Below are 22752 nucleotides of genomic sequence, written 5' to 3'. Positions count from 1 at the left end.
GGTCCGGGAACGGCCCGAGGGCGCCACCGGAGTGGCGCCCTCGGGTCGCGCGGGACTGACGTGTCGTCAGCCGGTCGGCATCAGCACGCTGTCGATGATGTACACGGTGGCGTTGGCGGTCTTCACGTTGCCGCAGACGACCTTGGCGGAGTCGTTGACGGTGTAGGACTCGCCCGAGCCGGAGGTGGTGAGCTTCGACTTCTCCAGGGTGTCGAAGGAGCCGTTCTCCAGGTCCTTCGGCGTGAGCTTCTGGCCGACGACGTGGTAGGTCAGGATCTTCGTGAGCTGGGCCTTGTCGTTGAGCACCTTGTCCAGGGTGGCCTTCGGGATCTTCGCGAAGGCGTCGTTGGTCGGCGCGAACACGGTGATGTTCTGGGCGTTGTTGAGGGTGTCGACCAGTCCGGCCTTCTTCACCGCCGCCACCAGCGTGGACAGGGCGGGGTTGTTGGACGCGGCCGTGGCGACCGGGTCCTGCGCCATGCCGTCGAAGGAACCGGCACCGCTCGTGGGCACCGCGGAACAGGCGGAGCCGAACGGCTGGTCCGTGGCGGCGGTGCTGCCGGAGCCGGCCATGCTCTCGTCCGACGGGGACGCCGACGCCGCGGCCTTCGAGGAGGAGTCCGGCTTGGCCGAGTCGTCGCCGCTGTCGGAGCAGGCGCTCAGGGCCAGCGGCAGGACAGCCGCGGCGGCGAGGGTGACGGCGGTACGGCGGATACGGGTGTTCATGGTGAATCTCCTGTTGAAGGGGTCGACCTGCGTGGTGATGGCTTGCGGAAGGTGGTTCGGGGGGTCACTCGACGGTGACCACGACGGAGTGCCGTCCACTGGCCCCGTCGGGGATCGTGCGGGCGCGTTCGCCGGTCTGCACCGCGCCGGTGCGGTCGGTGGCGCGCACGGTGAGGGTGTGGCCGCCCTTGGTCGCCCGCCACGGGAAGGACCACTGGCGCCAGGTGTCGCGCGAGTCCTCGGCCGCCAGCCGGGCCGGCTGCCAGGGGCCGTCGTCGACGCGGATCTCGACCTTGTCGATGCCGCGGTGCTGCGCCCAGGCGACCCCGGCGACCATGACGGTGCCGGTCCTCGGCCGGGCGAACGGCTTGGGGGTGTCGATCCGCGACTGCGTCTTGACCGGCGCCTTGCGGGCCCAGCCGCGCTCGACCCAGTAGGGGTCGTAGGAGTCGAAGGTGGTGAGCTCGATGTCCTTGATCCACTTGCAGGCGGAGACGAAGCCGTAGAGGCCGGGCACCACCATGCGGACCGGGAAGCCGTGGGCGAAGGGCAGCGGTTCGCCGTTCATGCCGAGCGCGAGGAGCGCGTCGCGGCCGTCCATGACGTCCTCGACCGGGGTGCCGATCGTCATGCCGTCGACCGAGCGGGCGACCAGCTGGTCGGCCGGGCCGCCCTGGGACGGCGGCCGCACCCCGCACTCGGCCAGCAGATCGGCCAGGCGTACGCCGATCCAGCGGGCGTTGCCCACGTAGGGGCCGCCGACCTCGTTGGAGACACAGGTCAGGGTGATGTCGCGCTCGACCAGCTCGCGGCGCAGCAGGTCGTCGTAGGAGAGGGTGCGCGGCCTGGTGACGCCCTTGCCGTGCAGGCGCAGCCGCCAGGAGGTCGCGTCCACCTTCGGCACGACGAGGGCGGTGTCGACGCGGTAGAAGGAGCCGTTGGGGGTGACGAACGGGCTGATCCCGTCGATCCGCAGCCCGGCGCCCCTGGGGACGGCGGGGGCCGGGGATGCGGGCCGGGGAAGCACCGCCGCCTGGCGGGAGGCGACCGCGTCCCGGCCTTCGGCACCGCTCAGGGACCGGCCGAGCAGGGCGGCCCCGGCCGAGGCGGCTGCGGTGGCGCCCGCCGCGAGCACGAATCCGCGGCGGTCCCAGTCCCGCGCTCCTGCGGGCGCAGGGGCCGGGTCGGGGCCGGCCTGCCGCAGCGGCACAGTCGGGCCGGATGCCGCCGGGCCCGGTGAACCCGTGCCCGGCGCCTGCGCGGGACGGCCGTCGGCCGCCTGGATCCGCGAGGGGCCCGCGTCCGCCACGGTGACGTCGTCGGCCGAGGCGCCCGCGGTGGCCGTGCCGCGGTCCCGGAGGACGAGGCGGCCCGCGAGGACGTAGAGCACCGCCGCCCCGGCCACGGCGCCGACGAGCGAGGGAAGGGCGTCCGTGGCCCCGGTCGAGTCGGGACGGCCGGTCGCCGCGACCGCGCCGACGGCACCGAACAACAGGACGCCCGCGGCGCCGGTGCGCCGGAACCGCAGGGCGGCAATTCCCAGGGCCAGGGCGAAAAGCGCGAGCACCGCGAGAATTCCGCATTCGAGAACCAGTTTGTCGTCGGTGCCGAATTGCCGGATCGCCCAGTCCTTCACCGCGGCGGGCGTACGGTCGACGGCCGCACCGCCCACCGCGACCACGGGACCGGCCTGGGGGCGTACGCCCCCCGCCACCGCCTCGGCGACCGCGAGCGCGGCGCAGCCGGCCAGCACACCGCTGAGCGCGCCCAGCGGCAGCCGCACCGGGCCGCTCCGGCTCCTCGGTTCCTTCTCGTTCTCGGTCACGTGGGGAATCCGGCTCCGGAAGCCGGGCGGATTGGTCGTCCCCACGATCGGATGAAATTCCTTTTCCGACCCATCCGCGGCCGCTTCGGCTACGGATACACGGGTATTCGGTTCTTCTCTCGCGTACCGATTTCCCGCGCCTCACCGCTTTTCCCGGGCGTCCCCGCCTCCGGGGGGCGGCCGTGCCCCGAAGCCCTTGCGTAACGGGCGGGGCGCAGCCGTGTCCAACCCTCGGAAGACCGGACGAGAGGAGCCGCCCAGTGGCGGGGGCCCGCACACAGAGCGCACCACCGGACACCCGGGCCGACACCGACGACGCCCTCCTGGCGATCCGGGCCGCGGAGGGGGACGAGGACGCCTTCGCCGTGCTCGTGCAACGGCACGCCCCGGCGCTGATCCGGCTCGCCACGAGTCTGCTCGGGGCCGCGGCCGAGGCGGAGGACGCCGTACAGGACGCCTTCCTCAGCGCCTGGCGCAGGCTTCCCGAGTTCCAGGGACGCGCCGCGTTCGGCACCTGGATGTACCGGATCGTCACCAACCGCTGCCTGAACGTCCTGCGGGCGCGCCGGCCCGTGGCCCCGCTGGAGGCGGCGGACGAGGTCCCCGCGGCCGAGCACACCGTCTCGCCCGCCCGGATCACCGAGGGCCGCGACGCGGTGCGCGAACTGCGGGAGGCGCTAGACCTGCTGTCGGCCGAACAGCGCGCCTGCTGGGTGCTGCGGGAACTGGACGGCCGGTCCTACGAGTTCGTGGCGGAGGCGGTCGGCATCAGCCAGGAGGCGGTCCGCGCCCGCGTCTTCCGCGCACGCCGTTGTCTGACACAAGCACTGGGGGCCTGGCGATGACCGCCCACACCGAACCGCCGAACCGGGCGTCCGACCCCGGCGACGACGACGAGATCCTGGCCTGCGGGCGGCTGTTGTCGCGGACCTGGGAGGACTGGGAGCTGCGGCCCGACGACGCGCACCTGCGGTCCTGCCCGCACTGCCGGGAGGCGGTGCGCGAACTCGACCGGCTGGAGTCGGCCGTGAGCGGCCTGCGCACGCAGACGACGGACGGCCCGGCGTACGACGCCGAGCCGCTGACCCGGCGGATCATGGACGTGGTCCGCATGGAACTGCGTCCCGGCCGCCCCCTGCCCCTCGGTGAGCCTGCCGAGGACCTTTGGATCATGGAAGCGGTCGCTGCACGCTCGCTGCGCGCGGCGGCCGAGACGGTCAGCGGTGTCCGGGCCGGATCCTGCCGCCTCCTGGAGACCGGCCCGGACAGCGCGGTCGCGGACGGCGCCGTCGCGGGAGTCGGGGTCCGGCTCGACATCCACGCCCCGGCCGGCGCCCCGCTGCCCGAGCTCGCCGCGCGGGTGCGCGAACGGGTCCGGGAGGCCGCCGACCGTGAGCTGGGGCTGGTCGTGGCGGCTGTGGACATCCGTGTCACCGACCTGGTCCCGGCGGGGACCGAGCACGGTCAGGAGGGCCGTACGCGATGACCTTCGACACTGCGGGCACAGAGGACACCGCGGGCCCCGCGCACGCGGCACTCGTCGAGCAGGCCGCCGCGGCCGCGGCGGGCGTGCGGGGCGTGGCGTTCCTCCGGCCGGGCCTGGCCGACCGGTTGCGCTCCGTCCGGCACCGGCCCGCCCACGGCGACGGCAGCACCGGCGGCACGCCTGCCGGAGTGCGGATGACCCGGCCGGACGCCGACGGCCCCTGGTACGTGGAGATCCACGTCGTCGCGCTCCGGGAGGCCAGGGCCGTGGACGTGGCCCGGGCCGTGCGGGCCACCGTCGCCCACAGGCTGGGGGCCCTTTCGGCCCCGCAGCCCGGGCCGCGGATCACCGTGACGGTCACGGGCCTCGTCTGAGGAGCCTCAGCCCGGGAAACTCATCAGGGCGACCGGCGCGGAGCTGGGGTGCTTCGAGCCGCCCGCGGGTTCGACGGTGACGCCCATGCCCGACGCCCCGTCGACCGCGCCCCGCATCAGCACCGCCTGGTCGCTGCGGCCGGGGTCCATCAGACCGGCCGACCGCATGGTGCCCTCGTCGTCGAACCAGAGCTGGTACACCTTGCCGCCCGGGGGCCGGGCCATCCCGGACACGGCGAAGACGGCCCGGTCGAGACCGCGGGAGACGACGACGGTGCCGGTGGCGCCGTCCGCCAGTTCCGCGGCCCGTGTCCGGGCGTCCGGCGCGGACAGCACGGCGGCGATCTCGTCCGTCGTGCGCACCGCCTGCCCCGCCCGGCCCCGGGCGTCCTCGGCCCGCTGGTACTGCCACACGGTCGTGCCGCCCAGCGCCGCGGCCGTCGCGAGGCAGGCCGCCAGTGCCCACCGGGACAGGGCCCGGGTGCGCAGCCGGGCCCGGACGGTGGGCGCCTGGGCCGGCGGTCCGGGCGGCACCTGCCGGACGGTGGTGATCCGGCGCAGCACCTGTGCGCGCAGGGCGGCCGGCGGTGCCGTGGTGGCGGCGAGGCCCAGCCGGGCCGCGGTGGCGCGCAGTTCGGCGGCCTCCTGGGCGCACGGCTCGCAGTCCGGGAGGTGACGCTCGAACGCCGTGTTCTCCTCGTCGGACAGCGCGTGCAGGGCGTAGGCACCTGTCATCCGGTGCAGGTCGACGGTGGTCACGCGGTCACCCCCAGGCAGTCGCGCAGCCGGATGAGTCCGTCGCGCAGTCGGGTCTTCACGGTGCCGAGGGGGAGCGACAGTGCCTCCGCCACCTGGCGGTAGGTCAGTCCCCGGTAGTAGGCGAGGGTCACGGCCTGGCGCTGGATCTCGGTCAGGGTGCGCAGACAGCGCCGTACCTGCTCCCGCTCCAGGCGGGCCTCGACGTGCTCGGCCACCTCGTCGTACTCGGGCAGCCGGTCCAGCAGCGCCGCCTTGTGGTCGCGGGCCGCGGCGGCGTCCGCCGAGCGGATCCGGTCCACCGCGCGGCGGTGCGCCAGGGTGAGGATCCAGTTGATGGCCGTCCCGCGGTCGGCGCGGTAGCGGGGAGCGGTCCGCCACACCTCCACGAGCACTTCCTGCACGACTTCCTCCGACTGCGCCCGGTCGCGCAGTACGGCACGCACCACTCCGAACACCGACCCCACCACGGTGTCGTAGACCCGGGCGAACGCCTCCTCGTCACCCAGCGCCACCTGGCCCACCAGCTCCTGAAGATCCGGCTCCACCGCCGGATTTCTTCCGATATGCACTGCTTCTTTCACCGAGGGCCTCCGCGGTCGGGACATGTCCGGGTGTAATCCGTTTCTGCGCGGGCCGCGGATTGGATGCGCAGCGGAGGGTGCCGGGGGCCGCGGTCACGAAGCTCCTGCGCCGAGGAGTTCCACCGCCCGGTCGCGGGCGTACCCGATGGGGTCGGGGAAGACGCGCAGCCCGTGGGCGACCATGGCGCCCTCGTGCAGGAGCACGAGGGTGCCGGCCTGCCCGGGGGCCAGGTCGGTGAAGAGCCGGAGCATCCACTGCTTCTGGCCGGCGATGACGGCGTACGCCGGGTGGGCGGGGTCGCTGATCTCGGCGTGGGCGTTGACCATCCCGCAGCCCTTGGGGCTGTTGTCGTCCATCCACTCCCGAGAGGCCTCGAAGACCGCGCGGACCCGCTCGACGGTGTCCGGTCCCGCCGCCGCGAGCCGCTCCGTGAGGTACGCCCGCCAGCGCTCGTCCCGGTCGGCGAGGTACTCCACGACGATCTGCTCCTTGGAGCCGAACCGGTCGTAGAGCGTCTTCTTCGTCACCCCGGCCTCGGCGGCGATGAGGTCCACGCCGACCGCGTGGATGCCGCGCTCGTAGAACAGCCGGGACGCCGCCGCGAGGGCGCGCCGGGCGCCCGGGGTCATGCCGATCCGCCGCACCTGGGGTGCCTGTCCACTGTCTCCCACCCCACCGACTATACCGATCTGTATAGTGGTGACGGCAAGGAGGTAGACCGATCTGTCTAGTCACGGGTGGTGACCTGCATGAACGTCCTGCTCTCCGCCGCCTTCGTCGTCTGCTGGAGCTCGGGGTTCGTCGGCGCGAGGCTGGGCACCGAGGACGCCGGCGCGACGACGCTCCTGATGTGGCGGTTCCTGCCGCTCGCGGCCGTCCTGCTCGCGTACGCGCTCCACCGGGGCCGCGCCCCCTGGCGCGCGCTCGCACCCCGCGACCTCGCCCGGCAGGCCCTGATCGGACTGCTCTCCCAGAGCGGTTACCTGCTCACCGTCTACTACGCGATCCAGCTCGGCGTCTCCAGCGGTACGACGGCCCTGATCGACGGCACCCAGCCGCTGGTCGCGGGCGCGCTCGCCGGTCCGCTGCTGCGCCAGTACGTGTCGGCCCGGCAGTGGCTCGGTCTGTGCCTGGGCCTGTGCGGAGTCGCCCTGGTCACCACGGCCGACGCGGCCTCGACGACGGGGGTGGCGTGGTGGACCTACCTCGTCCCGTTCGCCGGGATGCTCTCGCTGGTCGCGGCCACCTTCCTCGACCGGCGCTCCCGCACCCCGGTGACCCCGGCCGACGCGATGACCGTCCACTGCGCCACCAGCGCCGTCGTCTTCACGGCCGCCGCCCTCGCGACCGGCACCGCGACCCCGCCCGCCACGGGATCCTTCTGGCTCGCGACGGTCTGGCTCGTGACCCTGTCCACCTTCGGCGGCTACGGCCTGTACTGGCTCGTCCTCCAGCGCTCCGGAGTCACCGAGGTCAACACCCTCATGTTCCTCATGGCACCCGTCACGGCCGTCTGGGGCGCGCTGATGTTCGACGAGCCCTTCACGCCACAGACCGCGCTGGGCCTGGCGGTGGCCCTGACGGCAGTGACGGTGGTGCGCGGGACGGGCCCCCGCCGAGAGGAGGCGGAGCCCGCCGGTTCCCGCTGGCGGCGCTCAGGGCCTGGCCCCGAGGGCGCACACCGCGGCCGACGCCGGAACTCCGGCCGCCGGGCGAAGACGTCACGCTCACGACCGCGCCGGGCCGCACCCCGGCCTGCCGTAGAGCGGACAACAGCCGGGGTGCTCCGCCAGACCCGGGATCGGGTTGCCGTGGTGCTCCCGGCGGCACACTCGGCGAGCCGCTTCCTGCGCATGACACGCACGGCCCGTCGGCGCCCCCCGGTCGAAAAGCCCTCGCGCCGCCCCCGCCCGTCCCCCTACCCTCACCGCATGCAGCGTGCCCACGTCATTGCCGTCGTGTCGATCACGACGACGCCGGAGCAGGTCCCGGCGCGCTGACCGCTGTCGCAGTCCGAAGCCCCGGGGCGAGTGCCCCGGGGTTCTGTCGTTCCCTTCGGTTCCTCGCCCCCCCACCGCGAGGGAGATCCCCATGGACGACCACCTGTACGACCACCGTCGGCTCGGCCGTGAGCTCGGTCTGTTCGACACCGATCCGCTGATGGGCGCGGGCCTGCCGTACTGGCTGCCCGACGGGGCCGTCGTACGGCATGTGCTGGAGGAGTACGTCCGGGAGGTCGAGCGGGCCGCCGGGTACCGGCACGTGTACTCGCCCGTGCTCGGCAAGCGGGAGCTGTACGAGATCTCCGGGCACTGGTCGCACTACGGCGACGACATGTTCCCGCCGATGCGGCTCGGCGGCGAGGAGGTCGTCCTGCGGCCGAGCCTGTGCCCGCACCACGCCCTCATCTACCGTTCCCGGTCCCACAGTTACCGGGAACTGCCGTTGCGGATGGCCGAGTTGGGCGGCATGTACCGCTCCGAGCTCTCGGGCGTCCTCGGCGGCCTCACCCGCGTCCGCGCCATCCAGCTCAACGACGCCCACGTCTTCTGCACCCCCGAGCAGGTCGTGGCGGAGGCCCGCGCCGCCCTGGACCTCATCCGGCGCGCCTACGACGACCTCGGCATCCGGGCGGCCAGGTACCGCCTGTCCCTGCCGGGCGGCTCCGGCAAGTACGTCGCGGACCCCGCGCTCTGGCGCCGCGCCACCGCCCTCCTCGAAGAGGTCCTGGACGGCGTCGACCACGACTCCGTCGAGGGCGAGGCCGCCTTCTACGGCCCCAAGATCGACGTGCAGATCACCGACCCCGCCGGCCGCGAGTCCACCCTCTCCACCGTCCAGATCGACTTCCACCAGCCCGAGCGCTTCGACCTCCACTACATCGGACCCGATGGCGACAGGCACCGTCCGGTCATGGTCCACCGCAGCGTCATCGGGAGCGTGGAGCGGGCGGTCGCCCATCTCGTCGAGACCCACGGCGGCGCGTTCCCGGTGTGGCTCGCGCCCGTGCAACTCGTGGTCCTGCCCGTGGGCGACGCCCAGGAGGAGCGGGCCCACGAGGTCGTACGGCTGGCCGCAGCGCGCGGCATCCGGGCCGAACTCTCCGGCCCCGGCCACGGCACCCTCGCCGCCCGCGTCCGCGCCGCGCGCCTCGTGCCGTACCAGGCGGTGATCGGCGAGCGGGAGGCCGGCGCCGGCCGTGCGGCCGTGCGACTGCGGGACGGACGCCGGCCGGGAGCGGTACCGGTCGACGAGCTGCTGGAACGGATCGGCGTCCGGGCCGGTGATCGCGGGCCCGGACTCTGGGCGGCTGCGTAAGGTCGGTCCCGTACGCCAGTGACGAAAGGATCCCCGCCGTGACCGGTCAGCCCATCCCGGTGATCATCGACTGCGACACCGGTGTCGACGACGCCCTGGCCCTGCTGTTCGCCGTACGGCACCCCGGCATCGACCTGCGCGCGGTCACCTGTGTCGCCGGGAACACCGACGTCGACGGCGTGGTCCGCAACACGCTGACCGTCCTGGAGCAGGCCGGGGCCGGGGACGTCCCGGTGGCCCGGGGTGCCGAGCGGCCGCTGATCGAGCCCGTGCGCACCGCGCAGCACGTGCACGGGCTCGACGGGATGGGCGACCTGGGGCTGCCCGCCCCGACCCGGGTGGCGGTGGACGTGGACGCGGTGACGCTGCTCCGGCGGGAGATCCTCGCCTCGCCCACCCCCGTGACGCTCGTCCCGACCGCCCCGCTCACCAACATCGCGCTGCTCCTTCGTACGCACCCCGACGTGGTGCGCAACATCGAGCGGATCGTGTTCATGGGCGGCGCGGTGGCGACCGGGAACGCCACCCCGGTCGCGGAGTTCAACGTCTGGCACGACCCCGAGGCGGCCGCGGTCCTGCTCACCGCGGGGGTGCCGATCACCATGTACGGGCTGGACGTCTTCGAGCGGGTCGTCGTCCCGGCGGCGGACGTCCAGCGGCTGCGCGCGAGTGCGGAACCGGCCCTGCGCATGGCCGGGGAGCTCCTCGCCCACCGCGACCCGGCCACCTCCGGCGACCCCACCCCCAGCGGCGGCCTCGGCGACGCGGGCGCGGTGTGCGCGGTCGTCGACCCGGGCGGCCTGACCACCGAACTCCTGCCGGTGGAGGTCTCGTTGACCCCCGGCCCGACCCGCGGCCAGACCGTCGTCGACCGCCGCCGCCGTCCCGGCGAGTCCGAGATCCACGAGGGCGGACGCGAAGTGACCCTCGTGGACGTGGGGTTGGACGTGGACGTGGAACGGTACGTGAAGCTGTGGCTGACGGCGGTGGAGGGGGCCTAGCGGCCGGTCCGGGCCCTCAGGAACCGCTGACGCCCCACCGCTGCTCCACCTTCGCCAGCCGCCAGTAGGCGATCGCCGCCGCCCACACCACCACGAACAGGCCGACGATGACGTACCCGACGTTGTCGAGGTCGATGTCGGCGATCCAGGTGGTGAGGGCGTCGGTGAGGGCGAGCTTGTCGTGCAGGACGCCGACGAGCTCGATCGTGCCGATGAAGAAGGCGACCGCGATGGACAGGCCGGTGATGGCGAGGTTGTAGAACACCTTGCGCACCGGGTTGGAGAAGGCCCACTGGTACGCGAAGTTCATGAACGTGCCGTCGAGGGTGTCGAACAGGCTCATGCCGGCGGCGAAGAGCAGGGGGAGGCACAGGATCGCGTACCAGGGCAGTCCGGCCGCCGCACCCGACCCCGCCATCACCATCAGCGTGACCTCGGTGGCCGTGTCGAAGCCGAGCCCGAAGAGAAAGCCCAGCGGAAACATCTGCCCCGGCCGGGTGATGGACCTGGTGAGCCGGCCGAGGATCCGGTTCATGAAGCCCCGGGAGTCCAGATGCTGCTCCAGCTCCTGCTCGTCGTACGACCCCGCCCGCATCGCCCGGAACACCTTCAGGATGCCCACCAGGGCGACCAGGTTGAGGGCGGCGATGAGGTAGAGGAACGTCCCGGAGATCGTCGTACCGAGAAAACCCAGGACCTGGTGGGTGCCGGACCCCTCGTTCATGACCTTGCCGGCGAGCTGGGTGCCGCCCGCGATGAGCGCCGCGAGCACGACGACGACACTGGAGTGCCCGAGCGCGAACCAGAACCCCACCGACACCGGCCGCTTGCCGTCGGCCATCAGCTTGCGGGTGGTGTTGTCGATCGCGGCGATGTGGTCCGCGTCGAAGGCGTGCCGCATGCCGAGGGTGTAGGCGGTGATGCCGAGGCCGATGCCGAAGGCCCTGTCGCCGACCTCGTAGTGCCCCGGGACGACGAGCAGGAACAGGATGCCGAAGGCGAGGACGTGCAGCGCGGCTATCGCGGCCATCAGGCCGGCCGTCCTGACGGTGTCCTCGCGCCGCCAGCGGAAGGAGGCGGCGGCGGTCCCGGGCAGGGCAGGGTCGGTCATACGGTGGTCACTCCAGCACCTCGTGGATGAACGCGTGAGCTGCCGTGGCCGGTCTCCTGGCTTACGGGTCGTACGTTTCCCTGCCCGCCTTCCCGGCCTGGTGGTGACGGCCAGTGGCTGTCCCGCGAGGGACGTGGGAGGGGAACTCCCCGATCACAGTGGCGAGGGCCGCACCGGCATGGACCCCTGAGGGGTCGTCACCGGTTTCCCGAGCACCACGGCCCGCCCACCGTAGGCGGGGCCGGGGGTTCCTGCATAGCTGCACACCTGCGCAGGTATGGAAGATCACATACGGCAGATCACATACGGCCGCCTGCGAGGATGTGCCCCATGCACCTCGTCCCGGCCGACCGAGCCGACCGCCGCACCATCGACGGGCACCGGGTGTGCGACGCCATCGCCGCGATCGGCGACCCGGGACACGTCCGCACCTGGTCCGACCGCTTCGCCCTCCTCGCCGACCCCAACCGGCTGTCCCTGCTGCTCGCCCTGCACCGCACCGGCCCCCTGGCCGTCTCCGACCTCGCGATCGCGACCGGCATGAACGACCCCGCCGTCTCCCAGGCCCTGCGGCTGCTGCGGGCGGCCGGCGTGGTGGCGGGCGAGAAGGCGGGACGGGTGGTGCGGTACCGGGTGGTGGACGAGGCGGTGCGGGGGTTGTTGCAGCAGGTGTCCTGACCGCGGCCGGGCGGAGGTTGTTGCAGCGGGTGTCCTGACCGCGGCCGGGCTCCGCGGGTGTGCCGGAGCGGACCGTCGGCCGCGTGGTGCGTAACCCGTACGGCCCGGACCACTGGTGACCTCCGAGCGCCCGGTGATCACTTGAAGCATGACCCCGCCCCGCGCCGCCCGCGCCGCCGCCTCCGCCCTCGCTCTCTCCGGGCTCCTCTCCGCCACCGCCTGTTCCGCGCTCTCCACGCCTCCCACCGCGCCCAAGCCGACGATCACCCTGCCGAACAGTGCGCCGCCGCCGTCCGCGAAGGCGTCCGCCAAGGCGTCCACCGGCCCTTCCTCGGCCCTCACCGAGGCGATGGCGCAGGCCGCGCTCGTCACCGACGCGGACCTCGGCGAACCCTGGACGCCGGCCCAGGGGGTGGCCACCTGGCACGACGGGGTGCTGAAGGCGAAGGCCGACCGGCGCGGGTGTCAGCGGCTGCTGGACGCGCTGTACGCGGACGAGTTGTTCGGGGCCGACGCCCGGCCCCGCGCGGTCGTCGGGATGGACGACGAGTGGAACCAGGCCCAGATGCGCTATCAGGTGCTCGCCCGTCCGCCGGCGGAGATCGACAGGACCCTGGCCTGGCTCGGGAGCCTGCCGAGGAAGTGTGCGCAGTTCGCGGCCACCACGACCACGGGGGCCGTCCTCGGGGTGCAGGTCGGGGAGTTGCCGCTGCCGGAGGCGGGGGACGCCCGGCAGGGGCTGCGGGTGCTGCTGACGGGGCAGTCGCCGGACGGCGAGCCGACCACGCTCACCCTGGACGTCGCCGCGCTCCGCGTCGGTGAGGACGCGATCAGCGTGACGAACGGCGGCTTCGGCGACGTGCAGACGGAGGCCACGCAGGCGGCCGTACAGCTGGGCGCCGAACGGCTGGCGGAGGTGCGCAGGCAGGGGCGGGTGCAGGTGTGAGGGGTCAGTCGGGGGCGAGGCGTCTGCGGTGCCGGACCACCTCGTGCGCCACCTCCAGCACGCTACGGCCGTGTGCGAAGGCGTGGGCGCGCAGGCGGGCCAGCGCCTCGTCCGCGTCGGCGCCGAGCTGCACCATGACCATGCCGACGGCCTGGTACACCTCGTCGTGGGCGGTGGCCAGACCGCTGAGCCAAGGGGCGTCGCCCTCGGGGCCGTACTCCTCGTCCCGGGGCAGGGCCATCAGGGCCACCGTCATGACGTTCGCCACGAGTTCGGCGACACGCCGCTCACGCCGGGTGAGTTCGCCGGGGACGTCACGATAGAGGTCGAGGGTGCCCACGCAGACGGTGTCGTTGCCGAGCGGCATCGAGTACACCGCCCGTATCCCGGCGGCGGTGGCCTCCTCGGCGAAGACCGGCCAGCGACCCGCGTCCCCGCCCGAGGTCAGGTCGGTGGCGAACACGGCGGCACCGGACGCCGCGGCTGCCGTGCACGGTCCGTCCCCCAACGTGGCCTGGATGTCGGAGAGTTGAGCGGCCCGGTCACTGCTGGCACTGAGCTGCACGGGCATGCCGTCGCTGCGCAGCGACACACTCGCCCCGACCACCGGCAACAACTCGACAGCGGCCACGCACAGCTTCCCCGGAACCTGTACGGGCGCAGCACCCCGGACCCCGGCCGCGATCACGTCGGAGACGCGGGGGTGATCGGGGGGTCGCGGGGGGTTGGGGGCGGCGGTGAGTGGGTTGGGGGCGCGGCCGCTGTCCCGGGCACGTTGTCGCGTGGGTCGGCGGTCCTGTCTGGTCTCGCTCTGGTGACCGCCCTGGCCCAGTGCCCGCTCACGCTCACGGTCACGGTCCCGATCGGCGTCGTGGTCGCGACCTTCCTCGCCACGGCGTTCGTCTGCCGGTTGCGCGAAGGAGTCGGTGCCGTCCTCCGGTCGGCCGGACGGTGCCCCGGGGAACGGACCGGGCTCCTCGCCGTCGGCGTCCCTGGGCCGCACGGTCACCGCCTCCTTCGGGTCGACGCGGGGCTGGCGTCATCGCCCCCGAGCAGGCTCGCCAGGAGCGGGGAGGGCACCGCCCGGCTACCCCTGGCCCCCTGGGCGAAACGCCCGCAATCAGTACGCTGACCGGGGCTCCCCGTTCAGCGCTTCTCGTACGGGTCCGCCGGCTCCCGTACCCGCCGTACCTCGCTCGCGTCCACGACCGGCGGCCAGGCGCCGTCGGTGCCGAGCTCGCCCTCCGGATGCCAGGTGCCCGTGACGGTGACCCAGGTGTCGACCGGCGGCGCCCCGTCCGCGGCACCGCGCACCTCGACCTTGCTGGTGGTGGCGTCGGCCGCGCAGCAGGTGACGGAGAGCCGGGTGAGGTACCAGGTCCCGTCGTCGCCGTGGGTCACGAAGCCGGTCATCCGGACCGTACGGCCCTTCAGGGAACGCCCGCTGTCGTAGATCGCCCGGGAGCTGAACTGGCCGAGGGTCAGCCCGACCGGGTCCCCGGCGGGCAGCGCCGGAAAGGTCCCCACGCCCTGAGCCGCCCGCTGTGCCGTCTCGCGCTCGGCGCTGTAGGAGCCGAGCGCGGGCGGCGGGAAGAGGAGCAGGGCGAGTGCGGGCAGGGTGAGCAGCCAGGCGACCCTGGGCCCGGCGGCACCGTGCCCGTGCCCGTGGCCGTGCCCCTCCCCGTGTCCGTGCACGTCCTCGTCGTTCGCCTCGTCCACGTCCCGGGCACTTCGCCGTACGGCCGCCGTCCCCGCCCCCAGCAGCACCAGCACCACGCCGGACACCACCAGGTACGGCCGCAGCGCCGCCTGCACGTACCGCAGATACAGCTCGCTGAGGAGCGAGATCCGCAGGACCGCCGCGCCGACCAGGACGAGGAGCAGACAGGGACCGTAGCGCCTCACAGCAGCCACCACCCGACGAGCACGCTGCTCAGTACGGCCACCGCCCAGGTGACGGCGGAGAAGCGGACGGCGAAGGCCCGCCCGAAGGTGCCCGCCTGGAGGGCGATCAGTTTGAGGTCGACCATCGGTCCCACGACCATGAACGCCAGCCGTGCGGTAGGCGAGAAACCGCTCAGCGACGCGGCCACGAACGCGTCCGCCTCGCTGCACACGCACAGCACGACCGCGAGGACGGCCAGCAGCAGCACCGACAGCCAGGCCGAGCCGGTGAACAGGCCGAGCACCGAGCGCGGAACCACGATGTTGAAGGTCGCCGCGGCCGCCGCGCCGAGCACCAGGAAGCCGCCCGCGTGCAGGAAGTCGTGCTGGAGCCCCGTGCCGAAGGCCCGCAGTCCACGGGCCGCGGTCCCGGTTGATCGTTTCGGCGGCCGCAGCCACTCCTCGCGCCCGAACCGCGCCCACAGCCACCCCATCACCACGGCCGTGGCGAGCGAGGCGAGCAGCCGGCCGAGCACCATCCCCGGCTGCCCGGGAAAGGCGATGGAGGTCGCCACGAGCACCACCGGGTTGATCGCGGGCGCGGACAGGAGGAAGGCGAGTGCCGCCGCCGGGGCCACCCCGCGCCGCATCAGGCTCCCGGCCACCGGCACGGACGCGCACTCGCACCCCGGCAGCACGACCCCGGCCGCGCCCGCCACCGGCACCGCGAGGGCCTGGTTGCGCGGCAGGAGACGGGTGAAGACCCGCTCCGGCACGAAGGCGCCGATCGCCGCGGAGACGACCGTGCCGAGCAGGAGGAAGGGCACGCCCTGGACCACCACGGCCGTGAACACGGTCCACCAGGCGGCGACGGGAGGCGTGTAGAGGTCGAGGGCGAGGGTGGGTCCGAGGACCGAGGCGACGGTGGCGATCGCGAGCAGCGCGGCGCCGCCGAGGGCGACGTGGACCAGTACGCGCAGCCCGAGCGCGAACAGCCGCAGCCCGTCGGCCACGGTTCGTCCGGCCATCGTCCTCTGATTCGCCACGTGCCCTGTCCCGCCCGCTTCTCCGTACCCGCGCAGGCTAACCGGACCCCCCTGTGCGCAGGCCCGGAATCGTCACAGAGGCGGCTGTGCGGGTGCGGGTCCGAGGGTGGTGGTGCCGGGGGCCGTACGGTGTCCGAGGCCCGTCCGGTACGCGTCCAGCGCCGCCTCCACCCTGCCGGTACGGCGGAGCAGATCGCCCAGCAGCCGGCACAGGTCGGCCAGGTCACCGGCGGCGCCGGCCCGCTCCAGGAGGCTCAGGGCGCGGACGTAGTGCTCCTCGGCGGCCTCGGTGTCCCGGGCGTCCTCGGCGATGATGCCGAGGAGGCGGTGGGCGGCGGCGGAGTGCAGGGCGCCGCGCTCGGAGCTGAGGTCGCTGAGCACGTCGTGGAGCAGGGCGGCGGCCTCGTCGGACTTGCCGCGCCGGTGCAGCACGTCGGCGAGTTCGACGGCGGCCTGGCTGGAGTAGAGGGCGGCCCGCTTGGCGGAGAGCATGGCGAGGGCCTGCCGCAACTCGGCTTCGGCGCGCTCCAGTTCGCCGTTCTGGGCGTAGACGTAGCCGCGCATCCAGTGGCAGTTGGCGAGCTCGGTGCGCAGCTGGAGCTGCCGGTACAGTTCGGCGGCCTTGGCGAGGGAGGCGTCGGCCTCGGCCAGGCGGCCCTCGGCGAGCAGGGTGCGGGCGACGGAGCGGTGCATACGGGCGACGAGGGCGGGGTCGCCGGAGCGCGGGGCGAGGGCGAGGGCGAGTTCGGCGGCCTGGGCGGCGCGCGCGTGGGCGCCCATGTCCATGTAGGGGCCGATGACGCTCGCGTAGAGGAGGAGCAGGGCGTCCGGGTCGTGCAGGCCACCGCGGTTGAGTTCGTCGATGGTGGACTCCAGCAGGTACACGGAGTAGCGGAGTTCACCGGTGAGGTAGTGGGCGAGGGCACGTCCGCGCAGGGCGGGGACCCGGGCGGGCAGCGGGACGTCGTCGCCGAGGGCCTGCTCGGCCCGCTCGAAGTACTGCCGTGCGGCGCCGAGTTCGCCGGTCTCCACGGCGCACTCCCCGAGCCCGAGCAGGGCGGCGGCCCGCACCTCGGCGAGGTCGAGTGTGTCGGCCTCGGCGAGCAGGGCGGCGTACTGGCCGGCGGACTGCTCGGCCTCCCCGGTGGCGAGGGTGCGCTGGGCCTCGGTGAGGCGCAGCCGCAGGTCGGTGACGAGACGGGCCGGACGGCCGGTGGCCAGTTCCTCGAAGCCGACACCGAGGCGGTCGGCGAGATGCCGGAGCGCGTCGTCGGAGGGCCGCACCCGCCCGGACTCCAGGGTGGAGATGTAGGCCGGTGTGTAGGCCGGTTCGGCCAGCTGTTTCTGTGTCAGCCCGCGTTCGACCCGCAGCTGTTGTACCCGTCGCCCGATGACGCCCGGGTCGTCCCGCTCCGACATGGCCAACTCCCCAAGCCCCTCTTGCCGTTCGGCAACCGAAGCCCCTAGGTTAAACGGCGTATTAACCCTGCTTAATACACCGTCACCGCCCTGGGTACTCACCGTCACCGCTGCGAGGTCGCCGTGCTCGGACGCACCAGCACCACCGCGCGCTACACGAGGGGTTTCGCCGCCGCCGTCGTGGCCGTGGCCACACTGGTCCTGGCGGCCAACGCGGGCCCCGCGAAGGCGTCGGGACCGCACCATCCGGCCGAGGAGCGGGCCGCCGTGCCCCGGCACGCGCCCGAACGCCCCTCGGACTGAGCCCTTCTCCCGAACGGCTCCTCAGAGCTGGAACTCCCCCGGCGGGACGCCGAGGGCCGCGCACGCCTCCCGCAGGACGGCCTGCTCCGCCTGCGAGAAGTGGCCGTCGGCGCCGGCGATGACGATGCCGGTCTGGATCACCGCACGCGCCTCGGTGGGCTTCTTGGCGGCCTTGGCGATCTCCTGGAGCGCCTCGGCCTTGCCCTGCGGGAAGTTGCGGGTCAGCTGGTCGACATGCTTGTGGAAGCGCTGGCGCAGCTGCTCCGGCGGGAAGTTCTGCAACACGTCGTTGCCCAGGATCAGGGACTCCATCTGCTGCATCTCGGCCGCGTCCACCTGGCCGTCCGCGGCCGCGACCAGGGCGCACATCGCCATGCTGGCGTCCCGGTACGCGCCGCTCTTCAGCTCGGCCTTCAGGGAGCCGAGCTGGGTCTTCAGGACGCCGACGAGCTGGGCGCGCGAACCGCCGCCGCGCGAGGCGCCCTGTCCGTGCCCGCCGGTCGTCGTGCCGCGCCCGCCCTGCGCCTGCTGCTGCAGGTTCCTGGCCTGGTCCTTGAGCCGGTCGAACAGTGCCATTGACGTCACCTCGGTACTCGTCTGAGTGATCTCATCCGGTCAACGGATCCGCCCGGGTAAAGGTTCCACCAAGTGACACCGGCGACCGAGGCACCGCGGCCCACGGCACCCCTGCGGTCGGCGCCCCCGCCCCCTACGCTGCCCGCATGACCTCTGTCGCAGCCCGTACCGCGCTCGACCTCACCGCCGGTCTCCCGGTCCCCGACCTGGAGGACTTCTACCGGGACCTGCACCGCCACCCCGAGCTGTCGGGCGAGGAGCACCGCACGGCGGCCCGGCTCGCCGAGCGGCTGACGGCGGCCGGTTTCGAGACCGCGGAGGGCATCGGCGGCACCGGCGTCGCGGGCGTCCTGCGCAACGGCGACGGCCCCACCGTCCTGCTGCGCGCCGACATGGACGCGCTGCCGGTCGAGGAGCGCACCGGGCTGCCGTACGCCTCCGAGACGCCCGGGGTGATGCACGCCTGCGGGCACGACCTGCATGTGACGTGGCTCGCGGGGGCGGCGAAGGCGCTCGCGGACGGCCGGGACGCCTGGTCCGGGACGCTGGTCCTGGTGGGTCAGCCCGCCGAGGAGGCCGGCGGGGGAGCGGCCGCGATGGTCGCCGACGGCCTCTACGACCGGGTCCCGCGCCCCGACGTGCTCCTCGGCCAGCACGCGGTGCCGGGTCCGGCGGGTCTGTACGCGCACGTGCCGGGCCTGATCATGTCGGCGACGACGGACGTGGAGATCGTGGTGCACGGCCGGGGCGGACACGGCTCGCGCCCCGAGACGACGGTGGACCCGGTCGTCACGGCCGCCTACATCGTCACGCGGCTCCAGACGGTCGTCAGCCGGGAGATCAGACCGCGCGAGTCGGCGGTGCTGACCGTCGGCCGGATCGAGGCGGGCACGGCCCCGAACATCATCCCCTCCGTCGCCCGCATCTCCCTGAACCTGCGCACCCAGTCCGATGCGGTGCGGGAGCGGATGCTCGCCGCGATCCGCCGGATCGCCGAGGGCGAGTGCCGTGCGGCCGGCTGTCCGCGCGAGCCCGAGGTCACCCTCGGCGGCTCGTTCCCGGTCACGGTCAACGACCCGGAGACCGACCACCGGATCGCCGCCGTGCACCGCGAGGTCTTCGGCACCGACACCGTCTTCGACTCCGGCCCGGCGATGGGCAGCGAGGACTTCTCGAAGCTCGCGCTCGGCGAACTCCCTTACTCCTACTGGTTCGTGACCTGCACCCCGGCCGCCACCTGGGACGCGGCGCCGGGCGCGGACCTGACGGAGAAGTTCGACGCCGTCCCCAGCAACCACAGCCCGCACTTCGCCCCGGACCTGTCGACGGTGGCGCCGGGTGTGCGGACCCTGGTGTCGGGGGCGCTCGCGATGCTCGGCTAGAACGGCGTGGCCTGAAGCTCCCGCAGCTGCTTCCGCACGTTCTCCAGGGCACCGGGGCGGCGGCCCGGGACACGGGCGCGCAACTGGGCGAGCAGCGCGCCGAGTTCCTGGGCCCGGGACTTGTCGCGCACCTGGCCCCACTGGTGGTGGGCCCGGTCGACGGCCTTCTCCACGCCCGGCGAGTCCGGGGCCTGCCCGGCGGCCAGCCGGGTCTCGGCCACCGTCAGCCAGATCCGGCAGCTGCGTGCCGAGTCCCTGGCGAACATCGCGAGGTCCGCCCGGACCTCGGACCAGTGCAGGGCCTGCTCGGAGGCGGGACCGTGGGCCCGGGCGGCGGTCTGCTCGTGCGCCGCGGCAAGCGTGTCGGCCTCCTGATGGCGCCCGGCCTGCACGGCGACGGTCACCTGCACGTGGGGGTCCTGCGCGGGGGAGGCAGCGGCGACCTCCGCCTGGGGGCGCGGCGGTCCGGGGACGACGCCCACCGGTGGCGCCACCGGCATCGGCGGCACGGCCCCGTACACCCCGGAGCGCTGAAGGTCCCCGGACGAAGAAGGAACGGCACCCGCAGGCTGCGGAGCCCGGTCCGGTGCCTGCGGGCGCAGCTGTTCGGGCCGAGGCGGCAGGCCGGGAGCGGCCACCGGCTGGGCAGGAGCCGCGACCGCCGGAGCCTGGGAGCCCGGCTGCTCGGGCCGGGAGGGCGGACCCGGGACGACGCCCGCCGGTGCCGTCACCGGCTGGGCAGGAGTCGTGGCCGCCGGGTGCGGGGCCTGGGAGCCCGGCTGCTCGGGCCAGGACGAGGGTTCGGGGGCGACGCCCGCCGGTGCCGTCACCGGCTGGGCAGGAGCCGTGGCCGCCGGGTGCGGGGTCTGGTAGCCGGGGGCAGGGCCGGCGGGGGTGGGCAGCGGCGGTACGGTCAGCACCACGTCCCCGTACGCGTCGGGCCCTAGCCTGGTGAACGCCTGCTGATGGAGCTGCTCGACCGGCGGACGCCACCCGCTGCGCAGAATCGTCGCGATCGTCTTCATGTACGCCGGCGCCGCCACCGTACGACGGGAGGGCGGCGGCGCGATCCGCCCGAACACCGCGTTGTTGCGGCCGCAGTCGAGCGCGTGCGTCCGCAGCCATCCCCAGCTGTCGGCGTCGGCGTGCAGGTCGAGGACGAGCGTCGTCGACCCCGGGGAACGCAGCCGGAACTCCTCGCGGATCCACTGCCAGGGCAGCGCGGTGTAGCGCACGGTGGCCGGGGTGGTGCGGGCCAGCGCGAGGTGCGGCAGGTGCTGGCGGCGGTCCAGGGCGAGCTGGCCGGTGACGAAGACGGTGAGCGGGCCCGGCGTGGCCGCGACGGCGCGCAGGCGGGTCAGGACGGCCTGCGGTTCCAGGGGGTCGGCGAGCTCGACGACGTTGGCCGTCTCGGTGCCGGAGAGCACGGCGGGCGGCACGGCCGCGAGGACGGGAAGCACGGACGCCGCGTCCACCAGACGGCTCTTGCCCACCGGTGAGGCGGCGAGCAGCAGCACGGTTCCGGGCATCGGTCCCTCCCCATCCCCCGTCGATCACGTACGGCAGCACGGTAACCGGTGCGGCTGCGAAGGGGAGTTCTCAGGACGGCAAACGTCCCTTTCCTGCCCCCTCGTCGGCCCTGCGCACCGCGAAGACCGTGGTGTCGTCGAGCAGCCGTCCGCCGCAGTGCCCGAGGGTGCCGTCGCGGACGAGGGCCACCAGGCGGCGGGGTTCGGCGGCGCGCGGGTCGGCGGCGAGGGCGCGGGTCACCTCGTCGGCGAGGGCGTAGAACTCCCCGCTGCCGTCACGGGCCTCGGTGACGCCGTCGCTGGTCAGCAGGACGGTCTCGCCGGGACCGAGGGGGACGCGGTGGACGGGCGGCGGGCCGTCGGCGGACAGATCGGTGAGGCCCAGCGGGAGTCCGCCGGCGGCGAGCAGCGGCCGTACCCCCGAGGGGCCGACCACCAGTGGCGGTTCGTGACCGAAGACCATGGCCTCCACCACGCCGGTGCCGGCCTCGGGGAAGCCGAGCAGGACGGCGGTGGCGAAGCGGTCGCCGTCGTCGCGGCCGAGCGCCGTGACATGCCCGCCGTGCCGGCGCACCCGGATCTCCAGCCGCTCGGCGACCGTCGCGAGCTCCGGCTCGTGGTACGCCGCCTCACGGAAGGTGCCGAGCAGCGCGGCCGCCGCCTCGACCGCGCCGAGCCCCTTGCCCTGGACGTCACCGACGAGCACGCGGGTGCCGTGCGGACCGGGCTGGATGTCGTAGAAGTCGCCGCCCACGCGGGCCTCGCTGTCGGCCGCGAGATACACCTCCGCGTGCTCCAGGCAGCCCCACACGGGCGGCAGCGGGCGCAGCACGGTACGGCGGGTGGTGTCGGCGACGTCCCGCATGTGCAGCATGCTGCGCTCGCCGCGCAGGCGCACCGCGCAGGCCAGGACGGCGAGGATGCCTCCGACGGCGACCAGGATGAAGTCGGGCAGGCCGGACCGGTACTGGTGCGGCCAGGAGCCGTCGGCGACCACGTAGGTGACGAGGGCGAGGGCGGCGAAGGCGGCGGTGGCCGGGACACCGCAGATCGCGGCCGCGATGCCGGGCACCAGCACGACCCAGGAGATCATCCGGAACTGGGCGGCCGTGTTGTAGTCGATCGCGGTGATCGCGGCCAGCAGCAGGAGGGGCGGCACCCAGGCGACACTGCGGCCGCGGACGCGGAGCACCTGTCCCCGGCCGACACCGCTCATGGGGCCAGCGAAACACGGGGTGTCCCCCGCCGCCATCCGACTTGCCAGCGCCCCCTCGCAGGTGTGCTCTGGTAGTCGGGGGCGGAGCGGGGTGGACAGAGAGGAGTGCTCCCATGGCTCATGCGGCACCCGCGGGCGGGTTCGCCCGGACACCCGATGTCTTCAGCGCCAAGGTGCACACGGCCGCCCGGTACGGCGTCCCGGTCGTGCTCGGACTGGTCTACGGCTACTGGGCGGCCGCGAACCGCCGTCACGGCGGGCCGATCACCGGCTGGAACGTGCTGTTCGGCTTTGCCACGGCGATCGCCTTCATCGTGCTGTGCATCGCCGTGGCGACATTCGCCCCGCTGCTGAAGCGGGAACTGCACTCGGCCGTGAAGTCCGGCTTCGCCGGTGCGGCCGTCGGCTTCCTCTACAGCCAGACGGGCGAGAGCGTGCTGCGCTCGACGGCCCTGGGGCTGGCGGTCGCGGTGGGGATCTTCCTGGTGTTCTTCTACCGCTACTACACGCACGAGGACGCTGAGGGGAACCGGATCCGGTAGCGGGCGCGCGGGGCCCCGGCCGGCGCGGAACACCCGTTCGGCCGCCACG

At 73.8% G+C, this 22752-nt stretch carries 23 protein-coding genes, 1 pseudogene and 1 riboswitch; of the genes and pseudogenes, 11 read left to right on the top strand and 13 right to left on the bottom strand.

Annotation, left to right across the window (positions count from 1 at the left end):
• Positions 1–66 precede the first annotated feature (66 nt).
• Positions 67–726, bottom strand: a complete 660-nt coding sequence (locus M2163_RS26390; protein ID WP_280895205.1) for a fasciclin domain-containing protein — start codon at positions 724–726, stop codon at positions 67–69.
• A 64-nt stretch (positions 727–790) separates the two neighbouring features.
• Positions 791–2440 (bottom strand): molybdopterin-dependent oxidoreductase, encoded by a 1650-nt coding sequence (locus M2163_RS26385; protein WP_280897317.1) that lies wholly within the window; start codon positions 2438–2440, stop codon positions 791–793.
• A gap of 371 nt (positions 2441–2811) precedes the next feature.
• On the opposite strand from M2163_RS26385, the gene M2163_RS26380 reads away from it, so the two are divergent.
• The 3 genes from M2163_RS26380 to M2163_RS26370 are packed head-to-tail and all read left to right on the top strand — an operon-like array spanning position 2812 to position 4411.
• Positions 2812–3396, top strand: a complete 585-nt coding sequence (locus M2163_RS26380; RefSeq protein WP_280850388.1) for a sigma-70 family RNA polymerase sigma factor — start codon at positions 2812–2814, stop codon at positions 3394–3396.
• Positions 3393–4037 carry an Asp23/Gls24 family envelope stress response protein gene (locus tag M2163_RS26375; protein WP_280895204.1) on the top strand — a complete coding sequence of 215 codons (645 nt, stop codon included), beginning with the start codon at positions 3393–3395 and terminating at the stop codon, positions 4035–4037. The genes M2163_RS26380 and M2163_RS26375 overlap by 4 nt, the downstream gene beginning before the upstream one ends.
• Positions 4034–4411, top strand: a complete 378-nt coding sequence (locus tag M2163_RS26370) for a hypothetical protein (RefSeq protein WP_280895203.1) — start codon at positions 4034–4036, stop codon at positions 4409–4411. Before M2163_RS26375 ends, M2163_RS26370 begins: the two co-directional genes overlap by 4 nt.
• A gap of 6 nt (positions 4412–4417) precedes the next feature.
• On the opposite strand, the gene M2163_RS26365 is transcribed toward M2163_RS26370, so the two are convergent.
• The 3 genes from M2163_RS26365 to M2163_RS26355 all read right to left on the bottom strand — a co-directional run bounded on the left by M2163_RS26365 (position 4418) and on the right by M2163_RS26355 (position 6381).
• Positions 4418–5170: an anti-sigma factor gene (locus tag M2163_RS26365; protein ID WP_280895202.1), complete on the bottom strand. Its 753-nt coding sequence runs from the start codon at positions 5168–5170 to the stop codon at positions 4418–4420.
• Positions 5167–5751, bottom strand: a complete 585-nt coding sequence (gene sigK / locus M2163_RS26360) for an ECF RNA polymerase sigma factor SigK (protein ID WP_280850393.1) — start codon at positions 5749–5751, stop codon at positions 5167–5169. Before sigK ends, M2163_RS26365 begins: the two co-directional genes overlap by 4 nt.
• 93 nt (positions 5752–5844) lie before the next feature.
• Complete coding sequence (locus M2163_RS26355; protein WP_280897316.1) at positions 5845–6381, bottom strand: TetR/AcrR family transcriptional regulator; 537 nt, start codon at positions 6379–6381, stop codon at positions 5845–5847.
• A gap of 120 nt (positions 6382–6501) precedes the next feature.
• On the opposite strand from M2163_RS26355, the pseudogene M2163_RS26350 reads away from it, so the two are divergent.
• From M2163_RS26350 to M2163_RS26340, 3 genes and pseudogenes are all read left to right on the top strand, one after another.
• Positions 6502–7356, top strand: a pseudogene (locus M2163_RS26350) (DMT family transporter); the annotation flags it as partial.
• Between the two features lie 487 nt (positions 7357–7843).
• Entirely contained in the window at positions 7844–9070 is a 1227-nt protein-coding gene (gene thrS / locus M2163_RS26345; RefSeq protein WP_348541374.1) for a threonine--tRNA ligase, read from the top strand.
• A 38-nt stretch (positions 9071–9108) separates the two neighbouring features.
• Positions 9109–10071, top strand: coding sequence for a nucleoside hydrolase (locus M2163_RS26340; protein WP_280850396.1), 963 nt, complete (start codon positions 9109–9111; stop codon positions 10069–10071).
• Positions 10072–10087: 16 nt separating this feature from the next.
• Here the strand turns inward: M2163_RS26340 and M2163_RS26335 are convergent, their stop codons facing one another.
• Positions 10088–11182 carry a HoxN/HupN/NixA family nickel/cobalt transporter gene (locus tag M2163_RS26335; RefSeq protein ID WP_280850397.1) on the bottom strand — a complete coding sequence of 365 codons (1095 nt, stop codon included), beginning with the start codon at positions 11180–11182 and terminating at the stop codon, positions 10088–10090.
• 28 nt (positions 11183–11210) lie between these two features.
• Positions 11211–11417: riboswitch (cobalamin riboswitch) on the bottom strand.
• A gap of 95 nt (positions 11418–11512) precedes the next feature.
• Here M2163_RS26335 and M2163_RS26330 point away from each other — a divergent pair.
• Both M2163_RS26330 and M2163_RS26325 read left to right on the top strand, forming a co-directional pair.
• Entirely contained in the window at positions 11513–11860 is a 348-nt protein-coding gene (locus M2163_RS26330; protein WP_280850398.1) for a metalloregulator ArsR/SmtB family transcription factor, read from the top strand.
• Between the two features lie 148 nt (positions 11861–12008).
• Positions 12009–12806 (top strand): hypothetical protein, encoded by a 798-nt coding sequence (locus M2163_RS26325; RefSeq protein ID WP_280895201.1) that lies wholly within the window; start codon positions 12009–12011, stop codon positions 12804–12806.
• Positions 12807–12810: 4 nt separating this feature from the next.
• On the opposite strand, the gene M2163_RS26320 is transcribed toward M2163_RS26325, so the two are convergent.
• The 4 genes from M2163_RS26320 to M2163_RS26305 all read right to left on the bottom strand — a co-directional run bounded on the left by M2163_RS26320 (position 12811) and on the right by M2163_RS26305 (position 17155).
• Positions 12811–13815, bottom strand: a complete 1005-nt coding sequence (locus tag M2163_RS26320) for an ANTAR domain-containing protein (RefSeq protein ID WP_348541375.1) — start codon at positions 13813–13815, stop codon at positions 12811–12813.
• Positions 13816–13952: 137 nt separating this feature from the next.
• A complete protein-coding gene (locus tag M2163_RS26315) occupies positions 13953–14711 on the bottom strand; it encodes a TIGR03943 family protein (RefSeq protein WP_280895200.1) in 759 nt (252 codons plus the stop codon).
• Positions 14708–15718, bottom strand: coding sequence for a permease (locus tag M2163_RS26310; protein WP_280854144.1), 1011 nt, complete (start codon positions 15716–15718; stop codon positions 14708–14710). The genes M2163_RS26315 and M2163_RS26310 overlap by 4 nt, the downstream gene beginning before the upstream one ends.
• A gap of 90 nt (positions 15719–15808) precedes the next feature.
• Complete coding sequence (locus M2163_RS26305; RefSeq protein WP_280850401.1) at positions 15809–17155, bottom strand: tetratricopeptide repeat protein; 1347 nt, start codon at positions 17153–17155, stop codon at positions 15809–15811.
• Positions 17156–17278: 123 nt separating this feature from the next.
• Between M2163_RS26305 and M2163_RS26300 the strand changes: the two genes are divergently transcribed.
• Positions 17279–17458: a hypothetical protein gene (locus tag M2163_RS26300; RefSeq protein ID WP_280850402.1), complete on the top strand. Its 180-nt coding sequence runs from the start codon at positions 17279–17281 to the stop codon at positions 17456–17458.
• Positions 17459–17479: 21 nt separating this feature from the next.
• On the opposite strand, the gene M2163_RS26295 is transcribed toward M2163_RS26300, so the two are convergent.
• Entirely contained in the window at positions 17480–18034 is a 555-nt protein-coding gene (locus tag M2163_RS26295; protein ID WP_280850403.1) for a tellurite resistance TerB family protein, read from the bottom strand.
• A gap of 146 nt (positions 18035–18180) precedes the next feature.
• Between M2163_RS26295 and M2163_RS26290 the strand changes: the two genes are divergently transcribed.
• Positions 18181–19416 carry an amidohydrolase gene (locus M2163_RS26290; protein ID WP_280895199.1) on the top strand — a complete coding sequence of 412 codons (1236 nt, stop codon included), beginning with the start codon at positions 18181–18183 and terminating at the stop codon, positions 19414–19416.
• On the opposite strand, the gene M2163_RS26285 is transcribed toward M2163_RS26290, so the two are convergent.
• Together M2163_RS26285 and M2163_RS26280 are read right to left on the bottom strand one after the other, a co-directional pair.
• Positions 19413–20945, bottom strand: coding sequence for a hypothetical protein (locus M2163_RS26285; protein WP_280895198.1), 1533 nt, complete (start codon positions 20943–20945; stop codon positions 19413–19415). The two genes, M2163_RS26290 and M2163_RS26285, sit on opposite strands and share 4 nt — an antisense overlap.
• Positions 20946–21015: 70 nt before the next feature.
• Positions 21016–22161: a PP2C family protein-serine/threonine phosphatase gene (locus tag M2163_RS26280; RefSeq protein ID WP_280850406.1), complete on the bottom strand. Its 1146-nt coding sequence runs from the start codon at positions 22159–22161 to the stop codon at positions 21016–21018.
• Positions 22162–22274: 113 nt separating this feature from the next.
• Between M2163_RS26280 and M2163_RS26275 the strand changes: the two genes are divergently transcribed.
• On the top strand, positions 22275–22703 hold the full coding sequence (locus M2163_RS26275; protein ID WP_280895197.1) for a hypothetical protein: 429 nt from the start codon (positions 22275–22277) through the stop codon (positions 22701–22703).
• The last annotated feature ends 49 nt before the right edge of the window (positions 22704–22752 follow it).

The organism is Streptomyces sp. SAI-135 (assembly GCF_029893805.1).
Taxonomy (GTDB): domain Bacteria; phylum Actinomycetota; class Actinomycetes; order Streptomycetales; family Streptomycetaceae; genus Streptomyces.
The sequence above is the reverse complement of the archived record's forward strand: the minus strand, read 5'-3'. Positions and strand labels throughout refer to the sequence as shown.